Origin of the sequence: Devosia sp. MC1541 (genome assembly GCF_012847305.1) — a bacterium.
Lineage (GTDB): Bacteria > Pseudomonadota > Alphaproteobacteria > Rhizobiales > Devosiaceae > Devosia.
Window position 1 is genome coordinate 264,169 of sequence record NZ_JABBDZ010000002.1, and the last position, 21,121, is coordinate 285,289.

General features: G+C 55.8%; 28 protein-coding genes. 12 read left to right on the forward strand and 16 right to left on the reverse strand.

The annotated features are described in order from the left end of the window. Positions 1-30: 30 nt before the first annotated feature. Both HKD40_RS04020 and HKD40_RS04025 read left to right on the forward strand, forming a co-directional pair. Complete coding sequence (locus tag HKD40_RS04020) at positions 31-510, forward strand: DUF2244 domain-containing protein (protein WP_169194433.1); 480 nt, start codon at positions 31-33, stop codon at positions 508-510. A 70-nt stretch (positions 511-580) separates the two neighbouring features. Next, positions 581-1,450, forward strand: a complete 870-nt coding sequence (locus HKD40_RS04025; protein WP_169194434.1) for a bifunctional helix-turn-helix domain-containing protein/methylated-DNA--[protein]-cysteine S-methyltransferase — start codon at positions 581-583, stop codon at positions 1,448-1,450. Positions 1,451-1,520: 70 nt separating this feature from the next. Here HKD40_RS04025 and HKD40_RS04030 read toward each other — a convergent pair whose 3' ends face one another. Both HKD40_RS04030 and dapB read right to left on the reverse strand, forming a co-directional pair. Next, the gene (locus HKD40_RS04030; RefSeq protein WP_169194435.1) at positions 1,521-2,135 is read right to left on the reverse strand and encodes a 2,3-bisphosphoglycerate-dependent phosphoglycerate mutase; all 615 of its coding nucleotides are present in this window, start codon (positions 2,133-2,135) and stop codon (positions 1,521-1,523) included. A gap of 11 nt (positions 2,136-2,146) precedes the next feature. Continuing rightward, a complete protein-coding gene (gene dapB, locus HKD40_RS04035) occupies positions 2,147-2,959 on the reverse strand; it encodes a 4-hydroxy-tetrahydrodipicolinate reductase (RefSeq protein WP_169194436.1) in 813 nt (270 codons plus the stop codon). Between the two features lie 108 nt (positions 2,960-3,067). On the opposite strand from dapB, the gene HKD40_RS04040 reads away from it, so the two are divergent. After that, positions 3,068-3,418, forward strand: coding sequence for a VOC family protein (locus HKD40_RS04040; protein ID WP_169194437.1), 351 nt, complete (start codon positions 3,068-3,070; stop codon positions 3,416-3,418). Positions 3,419-3,460: 42 nt separating this feature from the next. Here the strand turns inward: HKD40_RS04040 and coaA are convergent, their stop codons facing one another. From coaA to hisB, 7 genes are all read right to left on the reverse strand, one after another. Next, positions 3,461-4,408 (reverse strand): type I pantothenate kinase, encoded by a 948-nt coding sequence (gene coaA / locus HKD40_RS04045; RefSeq protein WP_169194438.1) that lies wholly within the window; start codon positions 4,406-4,408, stop codon positions 3,461-3,463. 2 nt (positions 4,409-4,410) lie between these two features. Then, positions 4,411-4,725, reverse strand: coding sequence for a phosphoribosyl-ATP diphosphatase (locus tag HKD40_RS04050; RefSeq protein WP_169194439.1), 315 nt, complete (start codon positions 4,723-4,725; stop codon positions 4,411-4,413). A gap of 70 nt (positions 4,726-4,795) precedes the next feature. After that, positions 4,796-5,596, reverse strand: a complete 801-nt coding sequence (gene hisF, locus HKD40_RS04055; protein WP_169194440.1) for an imidazole glycerol phosphate synthase subunit HisF — start codon at positions 5,594-5,596, stop codon at positions 4,796-4,798. 2 nt (positions 5,597-5,598) lie between these two features. Beyond that, the gene (locus HKD40_RS04060; protein WP_169194441.1) at positions 5,599-5,922 is read right to left on the reverse strand and encodes a hypothetical protein; all 324 of its coding nucleotides are present in this window, start codon (positions 5,920-5,922) and stop codon (positions 5,599-5,601) included. Further along, entirely contained in the window at positions 5,919-6,647 is a 729-nt protein-coding gene (gene hisA / locus HKD40_RS04065; RefSeq protein ID WP_169194442.1) for a 1-(5-phosphoribosyl)-5-[(5-phosphoribosylamino)methylideneamino]imidazole-4-carboxamide isomerase, read from the reverse strand. Before hisA ends, HKD40_RS04060 begins: the two co-directional genes overlap by 4 nt. Next, entirely contained in the window at positions 6,644-7,297 is a 654-nt protein-coding gene (gene hisH / locus HKD40_RS04070) for an imidazole glycerol phosphate synthase subunit HisH (RefSeq protein ID WP_169194443.1), read from the reverse strand. The genes hisA and hisH overlap by 4 nt, the downstream gene beginning before the upstream one ends. Positions 7,298-7,427: 130 nt before the next feature. Beyond that, positions 7,428-8,015 carry an imidazoleglycerol-phosphate dehydratase HisB gene (gene hisB / locus HKD40_RS04075; RefSeq protein ID WP_169194444.1) on the reverse strand — a complete coding sequence of 196 codons (588 nt, stop codon included), beginning with the start codon at positions 8,013-8,015 and terminating at the stop codon, positions 7,428-7,430. A 155-nt stretch (positions 8,016-8,170) separates the two neighbouring features. On the opposite strand from hisB, the gene hslV reads away from it, so the two are divergent. The 3 genes from hslV to hslU are packed head-to-tail and all read left to right on the forward strand — an operon-like array spanning position 8,171 to position 10,576. Next, positions 8,171-8,725, forward strand: coding sequence for an ATP-dependent protease subunit HslV (gene hslV / locus HKD40_RS04080; RefSeq protein WP_169194445.1), 555 nt, complete (start codon positions 8,171-8,173; stop codon positions 8,723-8,725). A gap of 2 nt (positions 8,726-8,727) precedes the next feature. Further along, positions 8,728-9,273: a GNAT family protein gene (locus HKD40_RS04085; RefSeq protein ID WP_169194446.1), complete on the forward strand. Its 546-nt coding sequence runs from the start codon at positions 8,728-8,730 to the stop codon at positions 9,271-9,273. Continuing rightward, positions 9,266-10,576, forward strand: coding sequence for an ATP-dependent protease ATPase subunit HslU (gene hslU, locus HKD40_RS04090; protein ID WP_169194447.1), 1,311 nt, complete (start codon positions 9,266-9,268; stop codon positions 10,574-10,576). The genes HKD40_RS04085 and hslU overlap by 8 nt, the downstream gene beginning before the upstream one ends. Before the next feature lie 38 nt (positions 10,577-10,614). On the opposite strand, the gene HKD40_RS04095 is transcribed toward hslU, so the two are convergent. From HKD40_RS04095 to HKD40_RS04105, 3 genes are all read right to left on the reverse strand, one after another. Next, positions 10,615-10,983, reverse strand: a complete 369-nt coding sequence (locus HKD40_RS04095) for a helix-turn-helix transcriptional regulator (RefSeq protein WP_169194448.1) — start codon at positions 10,981-10,983, stop codon at positions 10,615-10,617. Next, entirely contained in the window at positions 10,980-11,477 is a 498-nt protein-coding gene (locus tag HKD40_RS04100; protein WP_169194449.1) for a Smr/MutS family protein, read from the reverse strand. The genes HKD40_RS04095 and HKD40_RS04100 overlap by 4 nt, the downstream gene beginning before the upstream one ends. A 121-nt stretch (positions 11,478-11,598) precedes the next feature. Then, on the reverse strand, positions 11,599-12,324 hold the full coding sequence (locus HKD40_RS04105; RefSeq protein WP_169194450.1) for a Tim44/TimA family putative adaptor protein: 726 nt from the start codon (positions 12,322-12,324) through the stop codon (positions 11,599-11,601). A gap of 170 nt (positions 12,325-12,494) precedes the next feature. Between HKD40_RS04105 and HKD40_RS04110 the strand changes: the two genes are divergently transcribed. Continuing rightward, positions 12,495-12,956 (forward strand): FxsA family protein, encoded by a 462-nt coding sequence (locus tag HKD40_RS04110; protein ID WP_169194451.1) that lies wholly within the window; start codon positions 12,495-12,497, stop codon positions 12,954-12,956. Positions 12,957-13,034: 78 nt separating this feature from the next. Beyond that, a complete protein-coding gene (gene secB / locus HKD40_RS04115) occupies positions 13,035-13,547 on the forward strand; it encodes a protein-export chaperone SecB (RefSeq protein ID WP_169194452.1) in 513 nt (170 codons plus the stop codon). Positions 13,548-13,598: 51 nt separating this feature from the next. Here secB and dnaQ read toward each other — a convergent pair whose 3' ends face one another. Genes dnaQ through HKD40_RS04135 form a run of 4 tightly spaced genes read right to left on the reverse strand, consistent with a single transcriptional unit; the run spans position 13,599 to position 16,345 of the window. Then, on the reverse strand, positions 13,599-14,312 hold the full coding sequence (dnaQ, locus tag HKD40_RS04120; protein WP_169194521.1) for a DNA polymerase III subunit epsilon: 714 nt from the start codon (positions 14,310-14,312) through the stop codon (positions 13,599-13,601). Continuing rightward, a complete protein-coding gene (gene coaE, locus HKD40_RS04125) occupies positions 14,312-14,908 on the reverse strand; it encodes a dephospho-CoA kinase (protein WP_169194453.1) in 597 nt (198 codons plus the stop codon). The genes dnaQ and coaE overlap by 1 nt, the downstream gene beginning before the upstream one ends. A gap of 3 nt (positions 14,909-14,911) precedes the next feature. Then, entirely contained in the window at positions 14,912-15,739 is an 828-nt protein-coding gene (locus tag HKD40_RS04130; protein ID WP_169194454.1) for a shikimate dehydrogenase, read from the reverse strand. Positions 15,740-15,742: 3 nt separating this feature from the next. Next, the gene (locus HKD40_RS04135; protein WP_169194455.1) at positions 15,743-16,345 is read right to left on the reverse strand and encodes a Maf family protein; all 603 of its coding nucleotides are present in this window, start codon (positions 16,343-16,345) and stop codon (positions 15,743-15,745) included. Between the two features lie 440 nt (positions 16,346-16,785). Here HKD40_RS04135 and hemE point away from each other — a divergent pair, with 440 nt between their 5' ends. The 4 genes from hemE (at position 16,786) to mnmE (ending at position 21,099) form a co-directional block, all read left to right on the forward strand. Then, a complete protein-coding gene (hemE, locus tag HKD40_RS04140) occupies positions 16,786-17,820 on the forward strand; it encodes a uroporphyrinogen decarboxylase (protein WP_169194456.1) in 1,035 nt (344 codons plus the stop codon). 14 nt (positions 17,821-17,834) lie between these two features. Beyond that, the gene (gene hemJ, locus HKD40_RS04145; RefSeq protein ID WP_169194457.1) at positions 17,835-18,263 is read left to right on the forward strand and encodes a protoporphyrinogen oxidase HemJ; all 429 of its coding nucleotides are present in this window, start codon (positions 17,835-17,837) and stop codon (positions 18,261-18,263) included. Positions 18,264-18,523: 260 nt separating this feature from the next. Next, positions 18,524-19,789 carry a transcription termination factor Rho gene (rho, locus tag HKD40_RS04150; RefSeq protein WP_169194458.1) on the forward strand — a complete coding sequence of 422 codons (1,266 nt, stop codon included), beginning with the start codon at positions 18,524-18,526 and terminating at the stop codon, positions 19,787-19,789. 20 nt (positions 19,790-19,809) lie between these two features. Next, a complete protein-coding gene (gene mnmE, locus HKD40_RS04155; protein WP_169194459.1) occupies positions 19,810-21,099 on the forward strand; it encodes a tRNA uridine-5-carboxymethylaminomethyl(34) synthesis GTPase MnmE in 1,290 nt (429 codons plus the stop codon). Positions 21,100-21,121: the final 22 nt, after the last annotated feature.

A 21,121-nucleotide genomic window follows, 5' to 3' on the forward strand; every position in this document is an offset into this window, starting at 1 on the left:
CTGCCACTATTTCCGGTAAGAGGCATAACCATGCAAGTCACGACCAACAAACCCCTGTTTGCTGCTACACTTCGCCCTGATCGCGCCATGCGACTGACCGGCGGTTGGATGGCACTGGTGGTGGCCTTTTTGGGAGTGATGCCGGTCTTGATGATCTCGTCAGAATATCTCCTGACCGGAGCTTTAGCATTCGCTTGCGCGGCAGTGGGTCTGATTGTTTACGGACAGAGCCAGCGCCGTAAAACTCATCAAACCCAAACGGTGACGCTGTGGCCCGAACAGCTCGAAGTTGTTGAGCAGGGTTTTGCCAAGCCCAAACGCATGCAGCGCTTTGATCCCAACACTGTCCGTCTCGTGCTGCACCGCGATGCTTTTGAGCGGACCACCCAAATCCTGCTCAAGCATGAAGACGAAATCCATGAGCTTGGTGCCTTCCTATCGATGGATGACAAGGGCAGTTTTGCCAAAGCCTTTGGCGCCGCCTTGCGGCAAGCACGACGTAATCGATAGGTCAAAAACGGGTCGCTTGTTCCGCTCCAAGCTGGCTAAACTAAGCCCAGCCTCTGAGGTGAATTGAGCGATGAACCAACGACCCGAAATTTCTCCCGCACAGGACTATGACACCATCCGCGCTGCTATTCGCTATCTCAGCGAGCGGGGGGCCGATGAGTTGGCGCTGGACCGCTTCGCGCGCGCTATTGGCCTAACCGAGCGCCAACTGACCGATCTCTTTCGGCGCTGGTGCGGCCTCTCCCCCAAAAGCTTCGCCCAAGCTGTCGCGCTCAATCACGCTAAGAAACTTCTCTCGGAAAATGTCAGCGTATTGGACACGAGCTATGAAGTTGGGTTCTCATCAACCTCACGGCTTCATGATCTCTTCGTCACCTATGAAGCCATGCCGCCTGGCGTTTTCCGTACTGGCGGGGCAGGGCTGGATATGATCTGGGGCACAGCGCCATCGCCCTTCGGGACGGCTGTGGTCACGATGACAGAATACGGCATTTCCGGCATTGGCTTTGCCGACGAAGAGACCAGTGTCGAAGACGCATTTTTAGATCTTGCCCGCCGATGGCCGATGGCACGCTTTTCTCGGGACGATGCCCGTGTTGGACCCGAGGTCGTAAAAATCTTCGCGCCACAAAATTGGTCGGCGGAGCAGCCCGTCAAGCTCGTCATGATCGGCACTGACTTTGAGGTGAGTGTCTGGCAGACGCTGCTCAAAATTCCGGTGGGGCAGGCGGCGACCTATGCCGAGGTGGCGCGCACGATTGGCAAGCCCAAAGCCTCACGGGCGGTGGGGGCAGCCGTCGGACGGAACCCCATTAGCTTTGTCATCCCGTGCCACCGTGTCGTTGGCTCAACCGGCGCCCTTACCGGCTATCATTGGGGCGTGCCTCGCAAACGCGCCATATTGGGTTGGGAAGCTGGGGTGATTTCGACCAGGAGCTAAAAGTGTTCCACGTGAATCCAAAATGAAAAAGGGGCCTCTCGGCCCCTTCATCAAACTCTTGTCTTGTCGCTTAGAGCGTCACGCGCTCTTCGAATTTTCCATCAGCGGAGATCTTGTAGATCGTGGGTTCGCCAGTGCCAATTTCGCGCGCCAGAATTTCGTCAGGGGTCAGACGTTCAATGGCCATGACGAGAGCCCGCAGGGAATTGCCGTGCGCTGCAACGAGGACAGTCTTACCCGCCTTGAGCTGCGGCAGGATTTCGGCCTCATAATAAGGCACGGTACGAGCTGCCGTGTCCTTAAGGCTTTCGCCCCCTGGTGGAGGAACGTCAAATGAACGGCGCCAAATGACAACCTGCTCCTCGCCCCACTTGGCGCGCGCATCATCCTTATTGAGGCCGGCGAGATCGCCATAGTCGCGTTCGTTAAGCGCGATATTGCGAGTGATGGTGACGTTCTGAACGCCCATTTCCTCAAGCATCAAATCGAGCGTGTGCTGAGCACGACGCAGGCCCGAGGTGTAGTAGAGGTCGGGGGCGATGCCCGCAGCCTTCAAAGCCTTACCCGTTGCGCGGGCTTCCCCTTCACCTTGTTCGGTGAGGTTTGGATTGCGCCACCCGGTGAACAGGTTTTTTAGGTTCCACTCGCTCTGGCCGTGACGGACCAGGATCAGCGTGCCGGTCATAGAAAATTCCCTTAGCTGTTGAGGCCGAGTACATCGGCCATGGAGTAAAGACCCGCCGGCTGGCGGTGTGCCCAGAGCGCTGCCTTAGCGGCGCCATTGGCGTAAATGGTGCGGTCTTGAGCAAGGTGATTGAGCTCGATGCGCTCCGATGGACCGGCCAAAATGACGTGGTGATCGCCAATGACACTGCCGCCGCGTAGGGTAGCAAAGCCAATGGTGCCAGACTCACGAGGACCGGTGTGGCCGTCACGAGAGCGAACAGAATTATCCTTCAAGGAAATGCCACGGCCCTTTGCCGCTGCTTCACCCAACATCAAGGCGGTGCCAGAAGGCGCATCCACCTTCAGATTGTGATGCATCTCGAGAATTTCGACGTCGTAGTCAGACAGCGCGGCTGCAGCCTTTTCGACGAGGACCGTCAGGGCCACCATGCCCGGCGAGAAGTTGCCTGACTTAACGATCCGCGCACCGGCCTTGCCTGCTTCGGCAATGGCGGCGTCGTCTGCTTCAAGGCAACCTGTCGTGCCAATGATGTGGACGATACCCTTGGCAGCGGCCTTCTGCGCCAGAGCAACGGAAGCTGCTGGAGCAGTGAAGTCGATAATCACATCGGCATTGTCGAGCAGGCTATCGGCATTATCGGTGACGACGACGCCAAGCTCTTCAAGACCGGCGAGCACACCGACGTCTTTGCCCAACACGGGAGATCCAGACCGATCGAGAGCACCAACAAGCTCCAGTTCAGGATGAGCGGCGACAGCGCGCACATTGGCAGCGCCCATTCGGCCCCCGGCACCTGCAACGATGGTGCGCAACTTGGTCATAAGAACCTCCACGAGAATATGGTTGATGCCTATAGCAGTGCTGATGCGTCGCTCCAAGTCGAACACTGTGCTACGATTCGGAGAAAAGCCAAGAAAGTCGACCCTGTCATGACACTGACGAATGTGCTGGCTGGCATCGCCGTGGAGGACTTGAGCCAGTCGCTCGTGTGGTATGAGTATTTGTTCGGCCGCCCCGCTGATGCTCAAACCATGCGCAATGTTGCCGAATGGAAGCTACCCGGCGGAGGCTGGGTGCACGTCGTGACCGATGAGGATCGGGCAGGGGCCAGCATGGTGATCCTGATCGTCGACGATATTGCCGAAGAGATCAGCCGCCTCGACATGTTCGGCATTAAGCCAGTATCCAAAGCCTTTGGCGACTTTTTCAAAACGGCTAAATTTCGTGACCCAGACGGCAATCTGATTGTGCTGTCACAACCGCAACAGGGCACCTACTAAACACAAAAAAGCCCGCGACATGCGCGGGCTTGGATAGCGTCGTTAGAGACGACGAAGTCGGACTTCATCGACCCGATGATTATTACCCTTCTTCAAAACGAGGTCAGCGCGACCCCGGGTCGGCTGTACGTTTTCGAGAAGGTTAGGCAAGTTGATGGTGCGCCAAACATTGCGCCCATATTCGCCCGCTTCCTCTTTGCTCATCTCAGCAAATTTGCGGAAGAAGGAATTGGGATCGCGGAATGCGGTTTCGCGCAGGCGGTAGAAGCGCTCAAGGAACCAAGCCTCGAGGTCTTCCAACTCCGCATCGATATAGATCGAGAAGTCGATAAAGTCCGACGCGAACAGAATTGGGTTGCCGGTTTTGGGCAGTTCGCCGGGCTGCAGAATATTGAGCCCTTCAACGATCAAAATGTCTGGCCGGTCGATGGTGACATCCCCACCCTTCACAATGTCATAGACGAGGTGAGAATAGACCGGGACCTGCACATTGCGCTTGCCCGATTTAATATCGGCCAAGAAGCTAACAAATCGCGCGCGATCATAGCTTTCAGGGAAACCCTTGCGGTGCATGATACCACGCTCTTCCAACACCGCATTGGGGTGGAGGAAGCCATCGGTGGTGACAAGGTCGACCTTGGGGTTGGACGGCCAGCGCGAGAGCAGCGCTTGCAGAATACGAGCAGTCGTCGACTTGCCGACAGCGACAGAACCCGCCACACCAATGATGAAGGGGACCTTGGCATCGGGCGACTTTAGAAACCGGCTCGACACGCGGTGCAGGCCTTGGATCGCCTCGACGTAATAGGAGAGAAGGCGCGAAAGCGGCAGATAGACCTCTTCAGCCTCAGCCAAAGAAATAGGGTCTGAGAGCGAACGCAGCCGATCAATATCGGCCTCGTCCAGCGTCATCGGCTGACCGTTGCGCAATGCGCTCCATTCCGCCTTTGAGAAAGTGCGATAGGGGTCAGGCCGTTGACGCTTAGCCATCACTAGTGCTCCTTGCGAGAGGCTTTTTCGGCGAGGCCAGATTGGGCTGTGCGCGCATCAAGCTCAGCCATGACCTCGACGAGAGGCACGTCAGCGGCTTTGAGAACAACCAAGAGATGGTAGAGAACGTCAGCCGCTTCCTTGACGAGTTCAGCCCTGTCGCCAGTCACCGCAGCGATGACGGCTTCCGTGGCTTCCTCGCCTAGCTTTTGCGAGGCTTTGTTGATGCCGCGCGCAATCAATTTGGCGGTGTAACTTTCGTCAGGTGAAGCTGCAGCGCGCACAGCGACACGCTGTTCGAGTTCTTCAAGTGTCATGGATTACTCCCGCCCCTTTGAAGTGGGCTTAAATCACACATTTGGGGAGGCGTCATCCGCCACCTTTGACTTAGGGCTTGGTGCGGTCCATGCGCATGGGAATGCCATGATCGACCATATACTGCTTCGCCTCAGGAATGGTGTAAGTGCCGAAGTGGAAAATCGAGGCCGCGAGCACAGCGCTCGCATGACCTTCTTTCACGCCATCGACCAAATGCTGGAGATTGCCAACACCGCCCGAGGCAACAACAGGCACATCGACACTGTCGGCAATAGAGCGCACGAGTTGGAGATCGAAACCAGACTTGGTACCGTCGCGGTCCATGGAGGTCACCAGCAACTCGCCCGCGCCACGTTCAACCATGCGGTGAGCAAATTCCACCGCATCAATGCCAGTCGGCTTGCGACCGCCATGGGTGTAAATCTCCCACTCAGAGCGATTGTCACCGCCAACCTTGGCATCGAGACGCTGCTTGGCGTCGACCGAAACCACGATGCACTGATTGCCAAATTTATCCGCCGCACGGGCGATAAAGTCAGGGTCGTTCACGGCAGCGGAATTGATCGAGACCTTGTCCGCGCCTGCGAGCAGGAGCTTGCGAATATCTTCAATCGTGCGAACACCACCGCCAACGGTCACCGGCATAAAGCAGTGTTCAGCCGTACGGGCGACAACGTCAAAAATCGTGTCCCGGCCTTCGTGACTGGCAGTGATGTCGAGGAAGGTTAGCTCATCGGCACCGGCGGCGTCATAAGCAATCGCGGCTTCAACCGGATCGCCGGCATCGACGAGATCGACAAACTGTACACCTTTAACAACGCGGCCACCGGCAACGTCGAGGCAGGGGATGATACGGGTTTTCAGGCTCATGATCAGTGCGCTTTCGGCATCAGCCGCCAGGCGATGCGGTGGGTGGTGATGATCACCATCAACGCCAAAAGCGCGCCCCAGGCGATGGGGAAAGTGATCGTCGTAAACCAAGTCAGCAACGACAGGATGAAGAGACCGGGGCCCCAATCCATGCCGAAGAAATGACAGCTCGTGACACTATGATCAACGAGCTGACAGCCAGCCAAGACAGCAAGAGTGTTGGCAATCAACGTCCCGACAAGTGGGGCTGAGGCAAACACAGCAATCACAACCAAGGCCTGGCCATAGCCCCACCAGGGAAATAGGTGGTGCCGAACTGAACTCATTTGGCCTTCAATCGTGCCAATGCTTCACGTGAATCAATGCGACCATCGTAAAGCGCTCGGCCCGAAATCGCGCCTTCAAGCACAGCATATTCCGGCTGGGTCATGCGTTCGATGTCATCCATCGACGCCAGACCGCCCGAAGCGATAACGGGGATCGAGGTGGCGCGAGCAAGCTCAAGAGTAGACTCCCAATTGATGCCAGCCAGAACGCCATCACGGTCGATGTCGGTATAGATGATGGCGGCAACGCCTGCGCCTTCAAAACGCTTGGCCAATTCAAGGATGGAAAGTTCAGACGTTTCCGCCCAGCCTTCAACGGCGACCATGCCTTTGCGCGCGTCGATACCAACAGCAACTTGGCCCGGCCATTTTTGCGCTGCTTCCTTGACGAGGGCTGGATCACGCACGGCAACAGTACCGAGGATCACGCGGGCAAGACCCTTATCGAGCCAGCTTTCGATATGACCGAGGTTGCGGATACCACCGCCCAGCTGCACCGGGAATTTGACGGTTTTCAAAATCTCTTCAACGGCACCCCCATTGACGCTCTCACCAGCGAAAGCGCCGTTGAGGTCGACCACGTGCAGATATTCAAAACCCTGATCTTCAAAGCTCTTGGCCTGAGCGGCTGGGTTGTCGTTGAAGACAGTAGCCTGGTCCATATCGCCCAGCTTGAGGCGAACGCACTGACCATCTTTAAGATCGATTGCAGGAAAGAGGATCATGGGGTCCAGTCCAAGAAGTTATTGATGAGACGCAGGCCAAGCGCTTGGCTCTTTTCCGGGTGGAACTGCGTGCCAAAGATATTGTCGCGGCCAACGCAAGCGGTGAACGAGCCACCATATTCGGTGGTGGCAAAGAGGTGTTCTGCCGCGTCGGTTTTGAAGTGATAGGAGTGGACGAAATAGGCGTGCAGCCCATCAGGTCCATCCGGAATGTCTTTCAAGAGCGCATGGGGGCGCGTGATGGTCAGCGTGTTCCAGCCCATGTGCGGAATTTTAAGGCTTGAGTCAGACGGGGTGATTTTCTCCACCGCGCCGTCGATCCAACCGAGGCCCTTGCTAACCACCTTCTCGCGACCTTCGGTGGACAGCAATTGCATGCCAACACAAACGCCCAAAAAGGGTGTGGTGCCGTTGAGAACTTTTTCTTCCAGCACGTCGACCATGCCGGTGACGCCATCGAGGCCTGCCTTACAATCGGCATAGGCGCCGACGCCGGGGAGGACGATGCGCGTGGCCGCACGGACGAGGTCTGGGTCGCTGGTGACGATGACGCTTTCACCATGACCGCGTTCTGCTGCCACACGTTCGAACGCTTTGGCTGCCGAATGCAGATTGCCAGCGCCGTAGTCAATAATGGCGACTGTGCTCATGGTTATGGCCTTTCTCAAGGATAGCTTCTGCGCCCGAGGGACCGCAGAAGGAAACTGAGCACCCTCACGCAAAGAGCGAGAGTGCTGGGGTTAGGGCTGACTTAGTGCAAAACGCCCGAGAACAAAAGGGCTAGAGCGTGCCCTTGGTGGAGGGAATGCGATCTGCAGTACGCGGATCAATCTCAACAGCGTCGCGCAGCGCACGCGCCACAGCCTTAAACATCGACTCGGCCAAATGGTGGTTGTTGTCGAAGTAGAAGTTTTCAATGTGCAGGGTGATGCCAGCGTTGACCGCAAAAGCCTGGAAAAATTCCATGAACAGCTCGGTGTCGATGTCACCGATTTTGTCGCGGCTGAACTCTGCCTTGAACACCAAGAAGGCGCGCCCTGACACGTCGAGCGCGGCACGGGTCAGCGTGCCATCCATCGGCAGGTCGCAAGAGGCATAACGGCGAATGCCCTTTTTATCGCCCAGTGCTTCGCGAATTGCTTGGCCAAGCGCAATGCCGACATCTTCCACGGTATGGTGGAAATCAATGTGCAGGTCGCCCTTGCAGACAATTTCCATATCAATGAGCGAGTGGCGGGAAAGCTGATCGAGCATATGGTCGAAAAAGCCAACGCCGGTCTTCATAGAATGCGCGCCGGTGCCATCGAGATTGATGCTGACCGAAATTTCGGTCTCATTGGTTTTACGAGCGATGGAAGCGGTACGCATATGTCTTTTCTCCGAGCGGACGGATCGTCCCTACCAGATATGCGGGGATGCATAAAGATTGCGTTGCTTTGTGCTTTGGTCGACGCTCCCTCCACGCATTGCAATCTCAGCGAAGCCTCCTAAATAGGTATCAACAGTTTGGAGACTTTCCCAACATGAGTGAACATCAATCTCCCGGGTGGCACGGCACAACCATCGTGTCGGTGCGCAAGGGCAATAAGGTCGTGGTGGCTGGCGATGGTCAGGTATCCATGGGCCCAACCGTAATGAAACATGGCGCGCGCAAGGTGCGCCGTCTGGCTGGTGGCAAGGTGATCGGCGGCTTTGCCGGATCGACCGCTGATGCCTTCACCCTCTTCGAACGGCTCGAAGCCAAGCTTGAGCAATATCCTGATCAGTTGATGCGGGCGGCGGTGGAACTAGCCAAGGATTGGCGCACCGATCGCTATTTGCGCAAACTCGAAGCCATGATGATCGTTGCCGACAAGACCGATACGTTGGTCCTCACCGGCAATGGCGACGTGCTGACCCCAGACCATGGCGTTATCGCAATCGGCTCAGGCGGCAATTACGCCCATTCGGCTGCACTCGCTCTCCATCAGGCGACCGAACTTGATGCCGAAGATATTGCCCGTCGCGCCATGAAGATTGCAGAAGAAATCTGCGTCTACACCAATGGCAATGTGACGATCGAAACCATCGAGCTCTAATCGTGACCCATTCTATCCGGCAATTGCGGGCAGGGGATGAGGCAAACTATCGGGCCATTCGGCTTGAAGCCCTCACCAATCATCCGGAAGCTTTCGTCGCTTCAGCAGAGGGCTTTTTGCAAAAGACCGATGCCGAGCTGACCGAAACGCTTGAAAGTCTCTCTGTCTTTGCAGCGGAGACCGACACAGGCTCGCTCGGTGGTATTGCAGCCTTTTATCAAGCCGAAGGCCGGAAAGAACAGCATCGCGGCTGGCTCATTCAGGTCTATGTTCGCCCCGAACATCGCGGTTCGGGCATGGCTGAAGCACTGATCAATACTGTTGTGGAGTATGCGCAGACCCGCGTTATCCAACTTCATCTCGGTGTGTGGTCGGAGAACGAACCAGCGCTCAAACTCTACAAGCGGCTGGGCTTTACGGTCTATGGGACAGAGCCCCGCTACCTCTATGTGAATGGTCGATTTATCGACGAACACCTGATGGTGCGCTTCCTGGATAATCATCCAGCTTCGCCCCAGCGCACTTCCGAAAGTGAAAAAGATGAGTGAAACCAATTTTTCGCCGCGCGAGATTGTCTCTGAGCTTGATCGCCACATTGTGGGTCAGTCCGACGCCAAGCGCGCCGTCGCCGTGGCTTTGCGCAATCGTTGGCGTCGCCAGCAGCTTCCTCCCGAATTGCGCCGCGAGGTCACCCCTAAAAATATCCTGATGATCGGGCCAACCGGCGTTGGCAAGACTGAGATTTCTCGCCGTCTTGCCCGCCTTGCGCAGGCACCCTTCGTCAAAGTTGAAGCGACTAAGTTCACGGAAGTGGGCTACGTGGGGCGCGACGTCGAGCAGATCATCCGCGATCTCGTCGAGGCCGGCATAACAGTTCTGCGGGACAAGCGCCGTCGTGATGTCGAGGCTCAGGCCCACCATAATGCAGAAGAGCGCGTGCTCGATGCTTTGGTTGGCACTTCGGCCACACCATCGACGCGCGACAGCTTCCGCAACAAGCTGCGCAATAATGAGCTCGACGACAAAGAGCTCGAGATCGAATTGCAGCCAGCGGCGAACACGGGCGGATTTGAAATCCCAGGGATGCCAAATGGCGGCATTGGCATGATCAATCTTTCTGACATGTTCAAGCAGGCAATGGGCGGTCGCGGGGTTAAGCGCAAGGTCAAGGTGAAGGACGCGTATGAGCCGCTGATCGCTGAGGAGGCAGACAAGCTGCTCGATCAGGATCAACTCAAGACCGAAGCCATCGAACTGGTCGAAAACCACGGCATCGTCTTCATCGACGAAATCGACAAGGTCGCGGCTCGCGAAGGCAGCCCACAGGGTGGTCCGTCGCGTGAAGGGGTTCAGCGCGACCTCCTGCCGCTGATCGAAGGTACAACCGTTGCGACGAAATACGGCCCGGTGAAAACAGACCATATTCTCTTCATCGCTTCCGGTGCGTTCCATGTCGCCAAACCAAGCGACTTGCTGCCAGAGCTTCAGGGCCGTCTGCCGATCCGTGTGGAATTGAAAGCGCTCACGCGCGAAGATTTCATCGGCATCCTTTCGGACACTGAGGCAAGCCTTATCAAGCAATATGTTGCGCTGATGGGCACTGAAGGCGTCACATTGGAAATCACCCCAGACGCCATTGAAGCGATTGCTGACGCGGCGGTGACGGTCAACTCCACCGTTGAAAACATCGGTGCCCGTCGTTTGCAGACAGTTATGGAACGTCTCGTTGAAGAGATTTCCTTCGATGCTCCGGACCGCGCGGGGACGACGATTAGCATCGACGCTGCGTTCGTAAGAGAAAAGGTTGGCATCTTGGCCGGGGATACCGACCTGTCGAAATACGTTCTCTAACAAAAAGCCCCGGACACAGTGCCGGGGCTTTTTGCATCTCACCTCTTTCGCGTGGCTCGCTTCATCAGCTCATCGCGAAGGTACTTAAAATCTTCAGGCTCAAGGCGGTGGAGGTTATCGCGCAAGCGATTGGATAACTCCGTTGCCTCGGGCGCCATACCACCCGTGTCTATAGTCACCTTGGGATCAGAGATTTCTGCCAGGCGCTGGAGCTCCTCAGCCTCATCCCAAATCACATTGAAAAATGCGATGATGCGGTGGAGAAGGAAACTGGTCGGCACGCCGCGCTTGCCATGTTCCAGGGCCGAGAGATAGGCGCTCGACACGTTCAACGCGGCAGCCATTTCTTTGAGCGATATGCCACGCGCCTCACGCATGGCACGCAACTTCATACCCAGTGGTGTCATGTCCGCCGCAGGCGCACATACCACGCCCCCTCGCCACCATGACCACGCGCTGCCATGCTCCAGCCCGAAACCAATGGAGCCAGAGCCGGCTCAGAAAGCCAGATTGGCAGCATTGTGCGCAAAATCCCCCGCTCACTCATCGCTGAGATATAGTCATTGTCTGTTTTGATCCCCTTGCCGGTAATGACCAAAATAGTCCGCGCTCCGTAGGAGGCTCGCGTGACAATATAGCGATAAAGCGCCCCGCGCGCCTCAGCTTGTGTCATGCCATGGAGGTCGATCTTACCGTCGATCTCAATCCGACCACGGCGCACCTTCTTATGAATGTCAGGGTCTAGCGCCTTGTCAGGCACGCTCGCAATCGGCTTAGGCGGCACATAAGGGGGAAGGAATGGCTTGCCGAGGGTGAGTTTTTTCGGCGGTGCCTTTTTCTCGGGAACTGGGGGAGGGGCAAACTCCTCAGGAACGGGGAGCGGACCGCCCCCCAATTTCATCAAGCCTTTCCGCCGCAACGGATCAACCGTTTCCGAGACTTGGGTCCAGAGGTGAAAGTCGTGCGGCAGGCGCCGTTGGTCTCGTTTAGACATGTGCCTGCCGCAACAGAAGAATTAAGAATTAGTCGAGCTGGTTGGTCGTAACGACCTTCCAGTTAGGATCACGCGACTTTGGATTGCGAGCGAAGGTCCACTCATCGGCAATCATCTGGACCTGATCGGCGTTGCCTTCGACAAGGTCACCCACTGCGTTGCGCGTCGCGGAAACCACTTCGGCGTGGAAACGGATCGTTACCAGCACATTCTTGCGATCATATTCGGCCTGAGAGAACTCGATCTTTGGCAGACCGACAAAGGTGAAGTCTACCTTATGGCCGGCCGCTTCCCGATCGGCGATGGCGCGTTGGAAGCCTTCAAACACGTCCTTTTCGAGGAGGTTCTTGAGCGTCTGACGATCACCTTCCGCATAGGCGGTAATGATCATTTCATATGCGGCCTTGGCCCCTTCAAGGAAGGACTTCGGCGTAAAGGTCGAATCGGCGGCAGCTGCTGCCTTGAGGCCTTCGGCTAGTTCCATATCGCCGCGCGAGAACTGGTCGATTTCAGCTTCAAGCTTACGGGCACGACGCTCGTCATCGAGATCGGGTGCGCTTGCTGGCGAATGCGGACGAATCGGCACGACCGTATCGTCAGTGTCAGCCTTGCTTTCAGTGTTGGCAGAACGCGACCGATCAACAGGCGGACGTTCGTTGCCCGTGCGTGTGCCGAGCACGGAACGAAGGCGGAAAAGGACGAATACGGCCACGACGATGGCAATCAGGGTCGGCAGGTCGAGAAAATCATCCATTGATTAAGGCACCTTGGGCTGGTCGGCATCGACAAATTTTGGTTCTGGCGCTCGATTGGCCAGCAGTTGTCCCTATATATAGGCAAAGCTTTAGCCCAAAACCAGTTCACATGGGCTGCAATGTCATTTCCCGCGGTTTCAACGCGGTACTTTAGCGAAAGGCTGCAACCGTGGGTCGATTTATCCTCTTCGGTTTTATCGCACTGCCCTTGTTGGAAATTGCCATGTTTGTCGTGGTTGGGCGCGCCATCGGCCTATTACCAACGCTCGGGCTTGTTATCCTAGCTGCTGTTTTGGGTGGCTTTCTGCTTCGACAACAAGGCCTTGGCGCGATCAATCGACTGCGCACAAATGTTAATCAGGGAACGGTGCCTGGCCGGACCATGTTTGACGCGACCATGATTGGCGTCGCTGCAATGTTTTTACTGATCCCTGGTTTTATCAGCGATATCGTGGCGCTGCTGCTGTTGCTGCCAACAGTGCGCGGGTTCCTCTTTGGCCAGTTGGCCAAGAATGTGACCGTGGTAGAAACCACAACCAGCTATCGCCGCGCAGACGAAAGCTATGATTTCCGCGCGGAACCACAACGCACGATTGACCTCGACAAAGACGATTGGCGTAAAGACGGCTAACGCTTGTTTGCCTAAGGCAAAAGTGCTAGCCCAAGGCCAGTATTTCTCGGTGATCCGAACGAAGAAGGACCAAGCATAATGGCCGATGAGACCCAGGGCGCGGCTGCGCCGGAATCCGGTAACCAGCCCAGCATGAACCTGATGGGTCAGTATATCCGCGATCTTTCTTTCGAAAATCCGGGTGCTCCCAACAGCCTTCTTACCGCTGGCACCAACCCGAACTTCAACGTCTCGATCTCGGTCGGCGTGAAGAAGCAGAGCGACGAAGTGTTTGCTGTTGAGCTGACCCTCAACGCCAAGGCGCAGCGCGAAGAAAACGTACTTTTCAACGTTGAACTCGTTTACGGCGGCATTTTCCGCATTCGCAACATTCCAGAAGCACAGCTTTCGCCGCTGCTGATGGTCGAATGCCCACGCCTAATCTTCCCATTCGCCCGTCAGGTTCTCGCCAGCGTTACCCAGCAGGGCGGCTTCCCGCCACTGATGATGGAACCGGTCGATTTCTCGGTGATCTACCGTCAGAACCTTGCCAAGCTCGCAGCGCAGAACAATACCGCACCGGCAACCGAAGAAGCGCCAAAGCTGAACTAAGCTTTCGCTCTATCGAATATGAAAAGACCCCGGTTTGCGCCGGGGTCTTTTTTATTGGGATGTCTCTGACGCGGGGTCACGGTATTTACCCCAAATGGCGCTATCACCCATTTTGGCAACAAAGGCCTCATGGGCAGCAAATTCTTCAGCTTGGATACGGTTCGGCAAAGGGCTGGGGCGCGGCAAAACCGGCACACGCGTAACCACTGTCTCGGCCGCTGTTGTCTCGGCTTCCGCGGCAAGGGCAAGGCTGACCTGTTTACCGCCAATAAGCTCAAGATAGACCTCGGCTAGGATCTCACTATCGAGCAAAGCGCCGTGGAGCGTGCGGCGCGAATTATCAATGCCGTAGACCTTACACAGCGCATCCAAGCTCACGCGTGCCCCTGGATGTTTGGCCCGAGCCACCATCACCGTATCGATAACGGGATTGCTCAGCTTCGGTTTGCCCAGGCCATCGAGCTGGTGGTTGAGGAAGCCCATATCGAAAGGCGCGTTGTGGATGACCAAGGTCGAGTCCCCGATAAACTCGAGGAACTCGGCGACCACATCCTTAAACAGTGGCTTGCCGGATAGAAACTCTTCGCTCAGCCCGTGAACGCGAAAAGCTTCCTCGGGCATCGAGCGCTGAGGATTGATATAGACGTGATAATGTTTACCGGTAGGGATGTGGTTGATCAGCTCCACGCCCCCGATTTCAACCAAGCGATCGCCGCCTTGCGGAGACAGACCTGTGGTTTCGGTATCGAGGACGATTTCTCTGATCATTTGATATCCCGCTTCGCTCGTACATCTTCGACCAGCTGAGCAATCTGCGCTTCAATTCGTTCGCGCGTCTGCTCGGTGTCAAAGAGATAATTTGCTCGTTCCATCTTTGCTGCCTGCGGCATCTGCCGGGCAATGATGGTCTCCATCTTATCCACGGTCATGCCGGGACGCGCGAGAACACGATCGCGTTGGAGAGCGCTGCTTACATGAGTAACAGCGATACCATCGAAGCCGTAGTTGAAGCCGCTTTCGAACAGGAGGGGCACTTCGACGACCGCGAGCGCATGACCCGCTTTTTCTGATGCCGCCAAAAACTGGGCAATCTTCTTACGAACCAGCGGATGGACGAGAGCTTCTAAGCGCGCAAAGCCGGATGGATCAGCAGCTAGTTTGAGGGAAAGAGTTTGACGGTTCACAACACCATGTTCGAGAACACCTGGAAACAGCGCCTCAACCTCCTTGGCTGCACCACCCGAATAAAGCTCAGCGACAGCCTGATCGGCAGAAAACACCGGTACGCCGAGCTTTGAAAAGCCCTCAAGAACCGTAGATTTTCCTGTCGCGATCGAGCCGGTGACGCCAAGCTTATACATGGATCAATGCCCCAAAGTGGCTTCAATACGGGCGCGCAATTGAGCACTCACCTGTGGCGTAACACCAAACCAGGCCGCAAAGCCGGGAACGGCCTGATGCAAGAGCATGCCCAATCCATCAACGGTTTGTAAGCCAAGCTTTTGCGCATCCGCCAAAAGCGGGGTCACGAGTGGCGAATAAACGATATCTGTCACCAGAGAGCCGAGCTGCAAACGTGAGAGATCTAAATTCTCGAAACGCGAGCCATGCATGCCAACCGAGGTGGTGTTAACGACCAAACCGGCGTGCGGCGCCACATCGTTAAAGGCGTCGATAGGCGCTACCGTGATGTCCCCATCCAATTCCTGAGCCAAACGATCCGCTGTTTCGCGCGTGCGATTGAGAAGGATGACGGGAATAGAACGACTGGCCAAAGCCACGAGAATGGCGCGTGAGGCTCCGCCCGCACCCAGCACGATCGCCGGCTTGGCCCCGTCAGACCAATTTGGTGCTCCCTGATCAAGATTGCCAAGGAAACCAAGATAGTCGGTATTGGTGCCGGTCACGCGGCCGTCGCGGGCAATTAGCGTGTTCACAGCACCAATGCTAAGTGCCAGAGGGTCAACCTCATCGCACAGCGCAAAGACGGCCTCTTTGTGGGGAATGGTGACATTGCCACCAGCGAATTCGCCACCACGCAACCGCTCAAAGAAAGCCGGCAAGGCATCTGGGGCAACGTCAATCGCTTCATAACTTCCGTCAATGCCATGTTCGGCCAACCAAGTGCCGTGAATGAGCGGCGAACGGGAATGGGCAATCGGATGCCCGATAACAAAAGCCTTGGTGGTCAAGGATTAGTCCTGAGGAGTTAGAAGGTCCGGCGCAAAATCGCGCAAAGCTTGAAGGAGGGGCAATAGGGGAAGCCCCAGAATAGTAAAGTAGTCGCCGCTCACCTTTTCAAAAAGGCGAATGGATGGGCCTTCCAAGCGATAACCACCAACCGTAGTTAACACTGCTTCCCCCTCTAGCATGAGCACATCATCGCGCTCTTCGGGGGTAAACTCGCGCATGGTTAGTTCGGCACTCTCAAGGTGGGACCAAAGTTCAAGCCCATTCTGAACGAGCGAAACTCCGGCATGGAGCCGATGGGTTTTGCCGCGCAGCAGATCAAGCTGGTCGGCAGCCGATTGGCTTGAGGAAGGCTTGTGCAAAAGATCTGGCCCGAGAGCCAAAGTTTGGTCAGCGCCGATAACCATTGCGTGAGGAAAGAGGCTCGAAACAGCTTCCGCCTTGCGCCGCGCCAGTAGTAATGCGACGTCTCGGCCATCGCCTCCGGCCTCAGAAGCGGCGCGTTCCTCGGCACGTTCGTCCACATCTGCAGCATGGCTGCTGAAGCGCAAACCTGCGTTATCTAACAAAGACTTACGTGTTTTGCTGGTGGAGGCGAGAATAAGCATAGGGTGAGTTTATCCCCACTATCATCCACAGCTCAAGGCAGAACTGTGCGTAAGACTCATAAGTTTTGGGATTTCGAAAACTTATTCGACCTGTTCCCAAATTCATTAACAGCTCGTTTTCGCAGTGACGTGAATGCCCCTGTGTAAATCTTCGGGGAAAACTATACTAGAAGCGAATACAGATATTCGACTGAAGATTCACAGCCGGAATCGAATCGTTGACTCGGGAGTCCGCTGATTAATCTCTCGTTAACTATTTTGACTCCGGCATTGCTTAACAGTTCGTTTACAGAACTTAACAGGGCGTTAATGAACCCTCTGCGCGGACGTGTCGCCGGCCACGCAATTGTGGACGGGAAGGAATTCACTCAAAACACCGCTATGATAATAAAGATACGAAGTAAGAAAGACTCTATTTTAGGTTTGGAAGGGAAGGGATCATGAGCGCTGTGCCCCATAAGCCCATGCTCGCGACCGTACTGGGACAACGCCAAGAGCGTCCTCCCGTTTGGATCATGCGACAGGCAGGACGTTATCTACCGGAGTACCGTGAGACCCGTACCCAAGCGAAGAATTTCCTAGAGCTGTGCTACACGCCTGACTTGGCTGTTGAGGTTACGCTTCAGCCGCTTCGTCGCTTCGATCTCGATGCGTCGATCCTGTTCTCAGACATTTTGGTTATTCCAGATGCTCTAGGACAATCAGTGCGCTTTGAAACAGGTGAGGGTCCACTTCTCGAGCCACTCGATCCATCCGGTGTTGACCGCTTGGATCGGAGCAGAGCTTTGGAGCACTTAGCGCCTGTTCTCGAAACAGTGCGTCGCCTCAGAGCTGCATTGCCACCGGAAAAGACACTGATCGGCTTCTGCGGTGCTCCATGGACTGTGGCGACCTATATGCTCGGCGGTCGCGGGTCCTCGGATCAATGGGTGGCGCGCAAGTTCGCTCTCCAGCACCCCCAGGCTTTCGATAAGCTGATGGATATCCTGGTCGACACCAGCATTGATTATCTTGAAGCGCAGTTCAAAGCTGGTGCTGATGTTGTTCAGATTTTTGAGAGCTGGGCTCTCAATCTCGACGACACCTCGTTCGTCCGGAATGTGATGGACCCGAACCGGAGGATCGTTGAGGGACTACGTGCACGCATCCCCAATGCGCCAATCATTGGTTTTCCACGCGGTGCTGCCGGTAATATTCTGCGCTATGCCGAAGCGACCAAGGTCAACGCGGTTGGGATCGACTATGCCACGCCACTCGATTTCGTCTGCAAAACCCTACCAAACACACTGACGGTGCAGGGCAATCTTGATCCGCTTCGTCTGGTTGTTGGTGGCGAAGCGATGGAAACCCAGGCGCGTAAAATCATCGAGGCCTTCTCCGATCGTCCGCATGTGTTCAATCTTGGCCACGGCATTGTGCCCGAAACCCCGATTGCGCATGTCGAACGTCTGATCGAAATCATTAAGCGCGGTTAAGGGATTTTTCAAAAATGCTCGAAATGTGGGTCAAAGCCCTGCACGTCATTTCGGTGATTTGTTGGATGGCCGGGATGTTCTACCTGCCGCGCCTGTTCGTGTATCACACCAAGGTAGCCGTCGGCTCTGAACAGTCGGAAATGTTCAAGGTGATGGAACGTCGTTTGTTCCGAGCCATCACCACCCCTGCAATGATTGCGAGTTGGATTTTTGGCCTGTGGATGATCCATCTTGGTTTGATGGATTTTTCGACCGGCTGGACTTGGATTAAGCTGGTTGCCGTTCTCGGCATGTCGGCCTGTCACGGGATTTTGGCTAAGCAACTAAAAGCTTTTGCTCAGGACAAGAATACCAAGTCAGAAAAATTCTACCGCGTTATCAACGAGGTGCCGACGGTTCTCATGCTGATCATCGTTATCATGGTGGTCGTGAAGCCGTTCTAAGCAAAACGCTAAAGTTCAAGAATTTGATAACGGGGTGAGCAGTGCTTACTCCGTTTTCTTTTTGCTCGACGGTCAGCGCCGTTTCACGTGAATCCACCTGATCGCTATTCAATCTTGAAAAATCTCTGGGATCGGAGTAGATGATAACGCGAAGCACCCCATAGGGCGCGGTTTCCCAAACCGTTGCGGCGTGCTGATCAACTCCCCATTTTCTGATTTACCTTCGTTTTATCGATATCCCTCAAGGGCCCGTCGCATACATGCAGAATATCAAGCTCAGCGAGCTCAAGGCCAAATCACCGGCCGAACTCTTGGCTTTTGCCGAGGAGCTGGAGGTCGAAAACGCTTCGACCATGCGCAAGCAGGAATTGATGTTCGCCATTCTCAAGGAATTGGCGGCTCAGGATATCAACATCGTTGGTGAAGGCGTGGTTGAGGTGCTCCCGGACGGGTTCGGCTTCCTACGTTCGCCAGATGCGAATTATCTACCAGGTCCGGATGACATCTATGTCAGCCCGAGCCAGATCCGTCGTTTTGGTTTGCGCACCGGTGATACGGTTGAGGGCGAGATTCGCTCTCCCAAGGAAGGCGAGCGCTATTTCGCGCTGCTCAAGGTCAGCACAATCAATTTCGAGGATCCCGAAGCTGTCCGTCATAAGGTCAACTTTGACAACCTCACCCCACTCTACCCTGAAGAACGCCTCCGCATGGAGCTGCCAGATCCGACAACCAAGGATCGTTCGGCTCGTCTTCTCGATCTGGTAGCACCGCTCGGCAAGGGCCAGCGCGCATTGATTGTTGCGCCTCCGCGTACTGGTAAAACTGTACTGTTGCAGAATATCGCACAGTCGATCGCGACCAATCACCCGGAATGCTATTTGATCGTTCTGTTGATCGACGAACGTCCGGAAGAAGTGACCGACATGCAGCGCTCTGTGCGCGGTGAAGTCATTTCCTCCACCTTCGACGAACCAGCAAGCCGCCACGTTCAGGTCGCTGAAATGGTGATCGAAAAGGCGAAGCGCCTCGTCGAACACAAGCGTGACGTTGTTATCCTGCTCGACTCGATCACCCGTCTTGGTCGCGCGTACAACACCGTAGTTCCGAGCTCCGGCAAGGTTCTCACCGGTGGTGTCGATGCGAACGCGCTGCAGCGTCCAAAGCGCTTCTTCGGCGCGGCACGTAACATCGAAGACGGTGGTTCTTTGACCATCATCTCGACAGCGCTGATCGACACAGGTTCGCGCATGGACGAAGTGATCTTCGAAGAATTCAAGGGCACCGGTAACTCGGAAATCGTCCTTGATCGTAAGGTCGCTGATAAGCGCGTCTTCCCGGCTATCGACATCAATAAGTCCGGTACCCGTAAGGAAGAACTGCTCGTCGACACGGATATCCTGCGCAAGATGTATGTCCTGCGCCGCATCCTCAACCCGATGGGGACAATCGACGCGATGGAATTCCTGGTCGATAAGGTTCGTCAGACCAAGACCAATTCCGATTTCTTCGACTCAATGAACACCTAATAGACTAGACGGAGCCGGGCATGCAGGCGGGCGACACAATCATGGCGCTCTCCTCCGGCTCCTTGCCGGCCGGGGTGGCAGTAATCCGCCTCTCTGGCCCGCTGGTCCAACAGGCACTACAAACTCTAGCAGGCGGCGTCCCTGCCGCCCGCAAGATGGCTCTCCGCTCCATTGGAGCAGATCGAGCACTCGATCAGGGCCTCGTGGTCTTCTTTCCCACTCCCAACAGTTTTACTGGCGAAGATTGCGCCGAGCTGCACGTCCATGGATCGCCTGCCGGCGTAAAAGCCATTTTGGCCGAACTGGCCACGCTTGGGCTGCGCCTTGCTGAGGCCGGTGAATTTACCCGTCGCGCGTTCGAAAATGGAAAACTGGATCTCATCGAAGTTGAGGGGCTTGGCGATCTCCTTTCTGCCGAAACAGAAAAGCAGCGTCAGCAAGCTCTTGCGCGTTATGATGGACGCTTGACGGAAGAGATCGATCAATGGCGTGATACGCTTCTCGACTTGCGCGCCGAAATTGAAGCCCGGCTTGATTTTTCTGACGAAGGGGACGTCTCAGACGACCTGCCTAGCAATTGGCTCGATCAACTCACATTCCTTGAAAGCGCCATTGGTAGAGCGTTGGATTCGGTCGAAAGTGGGCGTATCGTCCGCGAAGGTCTGCGCGTTGCCCTGGCTGGGGCGCCAAACGCCGGAAAATCGAGCCTCATCAACGCACTTTCCCGATCCGATGTCGCCATTGTTTCCGATGAAGCCGGGACCACTCGCGACGTACGTGAAGTGCCACTTGACATCGGCGGCCAGAAATTTGTTCTTTTGGACTTGGCTGGTCTCCGGGAGACCGACAGCAAAGCTGAAGCCGAGGGGGTTAAGCGCGCTCACAAGGCGATTGCTGATGCCGACATTGTTCTCTGGCTTCGCGCCCCCGATGTTGAAGACATTGATGTACCAGAAACATCTGGTCACCTCCTCACCCTCGGCACCAAGTCAGACATAGCTGCCGTAGACGCAGATTTTGCGATCTCCACAGAAACAGGGGCAGGGCTCCCTCAGTTATTCGCTCATCTGGCAAAGCTTGGGGAAGCGGTTACGGGTGTTGAGCCGAGCCTTGTTAGCCACGAGCGCGACCGTCAGTCCCTGCAGGCTGCCTTAACCACTTTGCAAGAGACACGCGGCTCCCTCCATGATTGGGAGCTTGCAGCTGAAAGTCTGCGCAATACATCAGCCGCACTTGAGCGTATGATCGGCCGCCTTGATGCCGAGCGCGTTCTCGATCGGCTCTTTTCTAGCTTTTGCATTGGCAAGTGATTCACGTGAAACACGGGTGAAA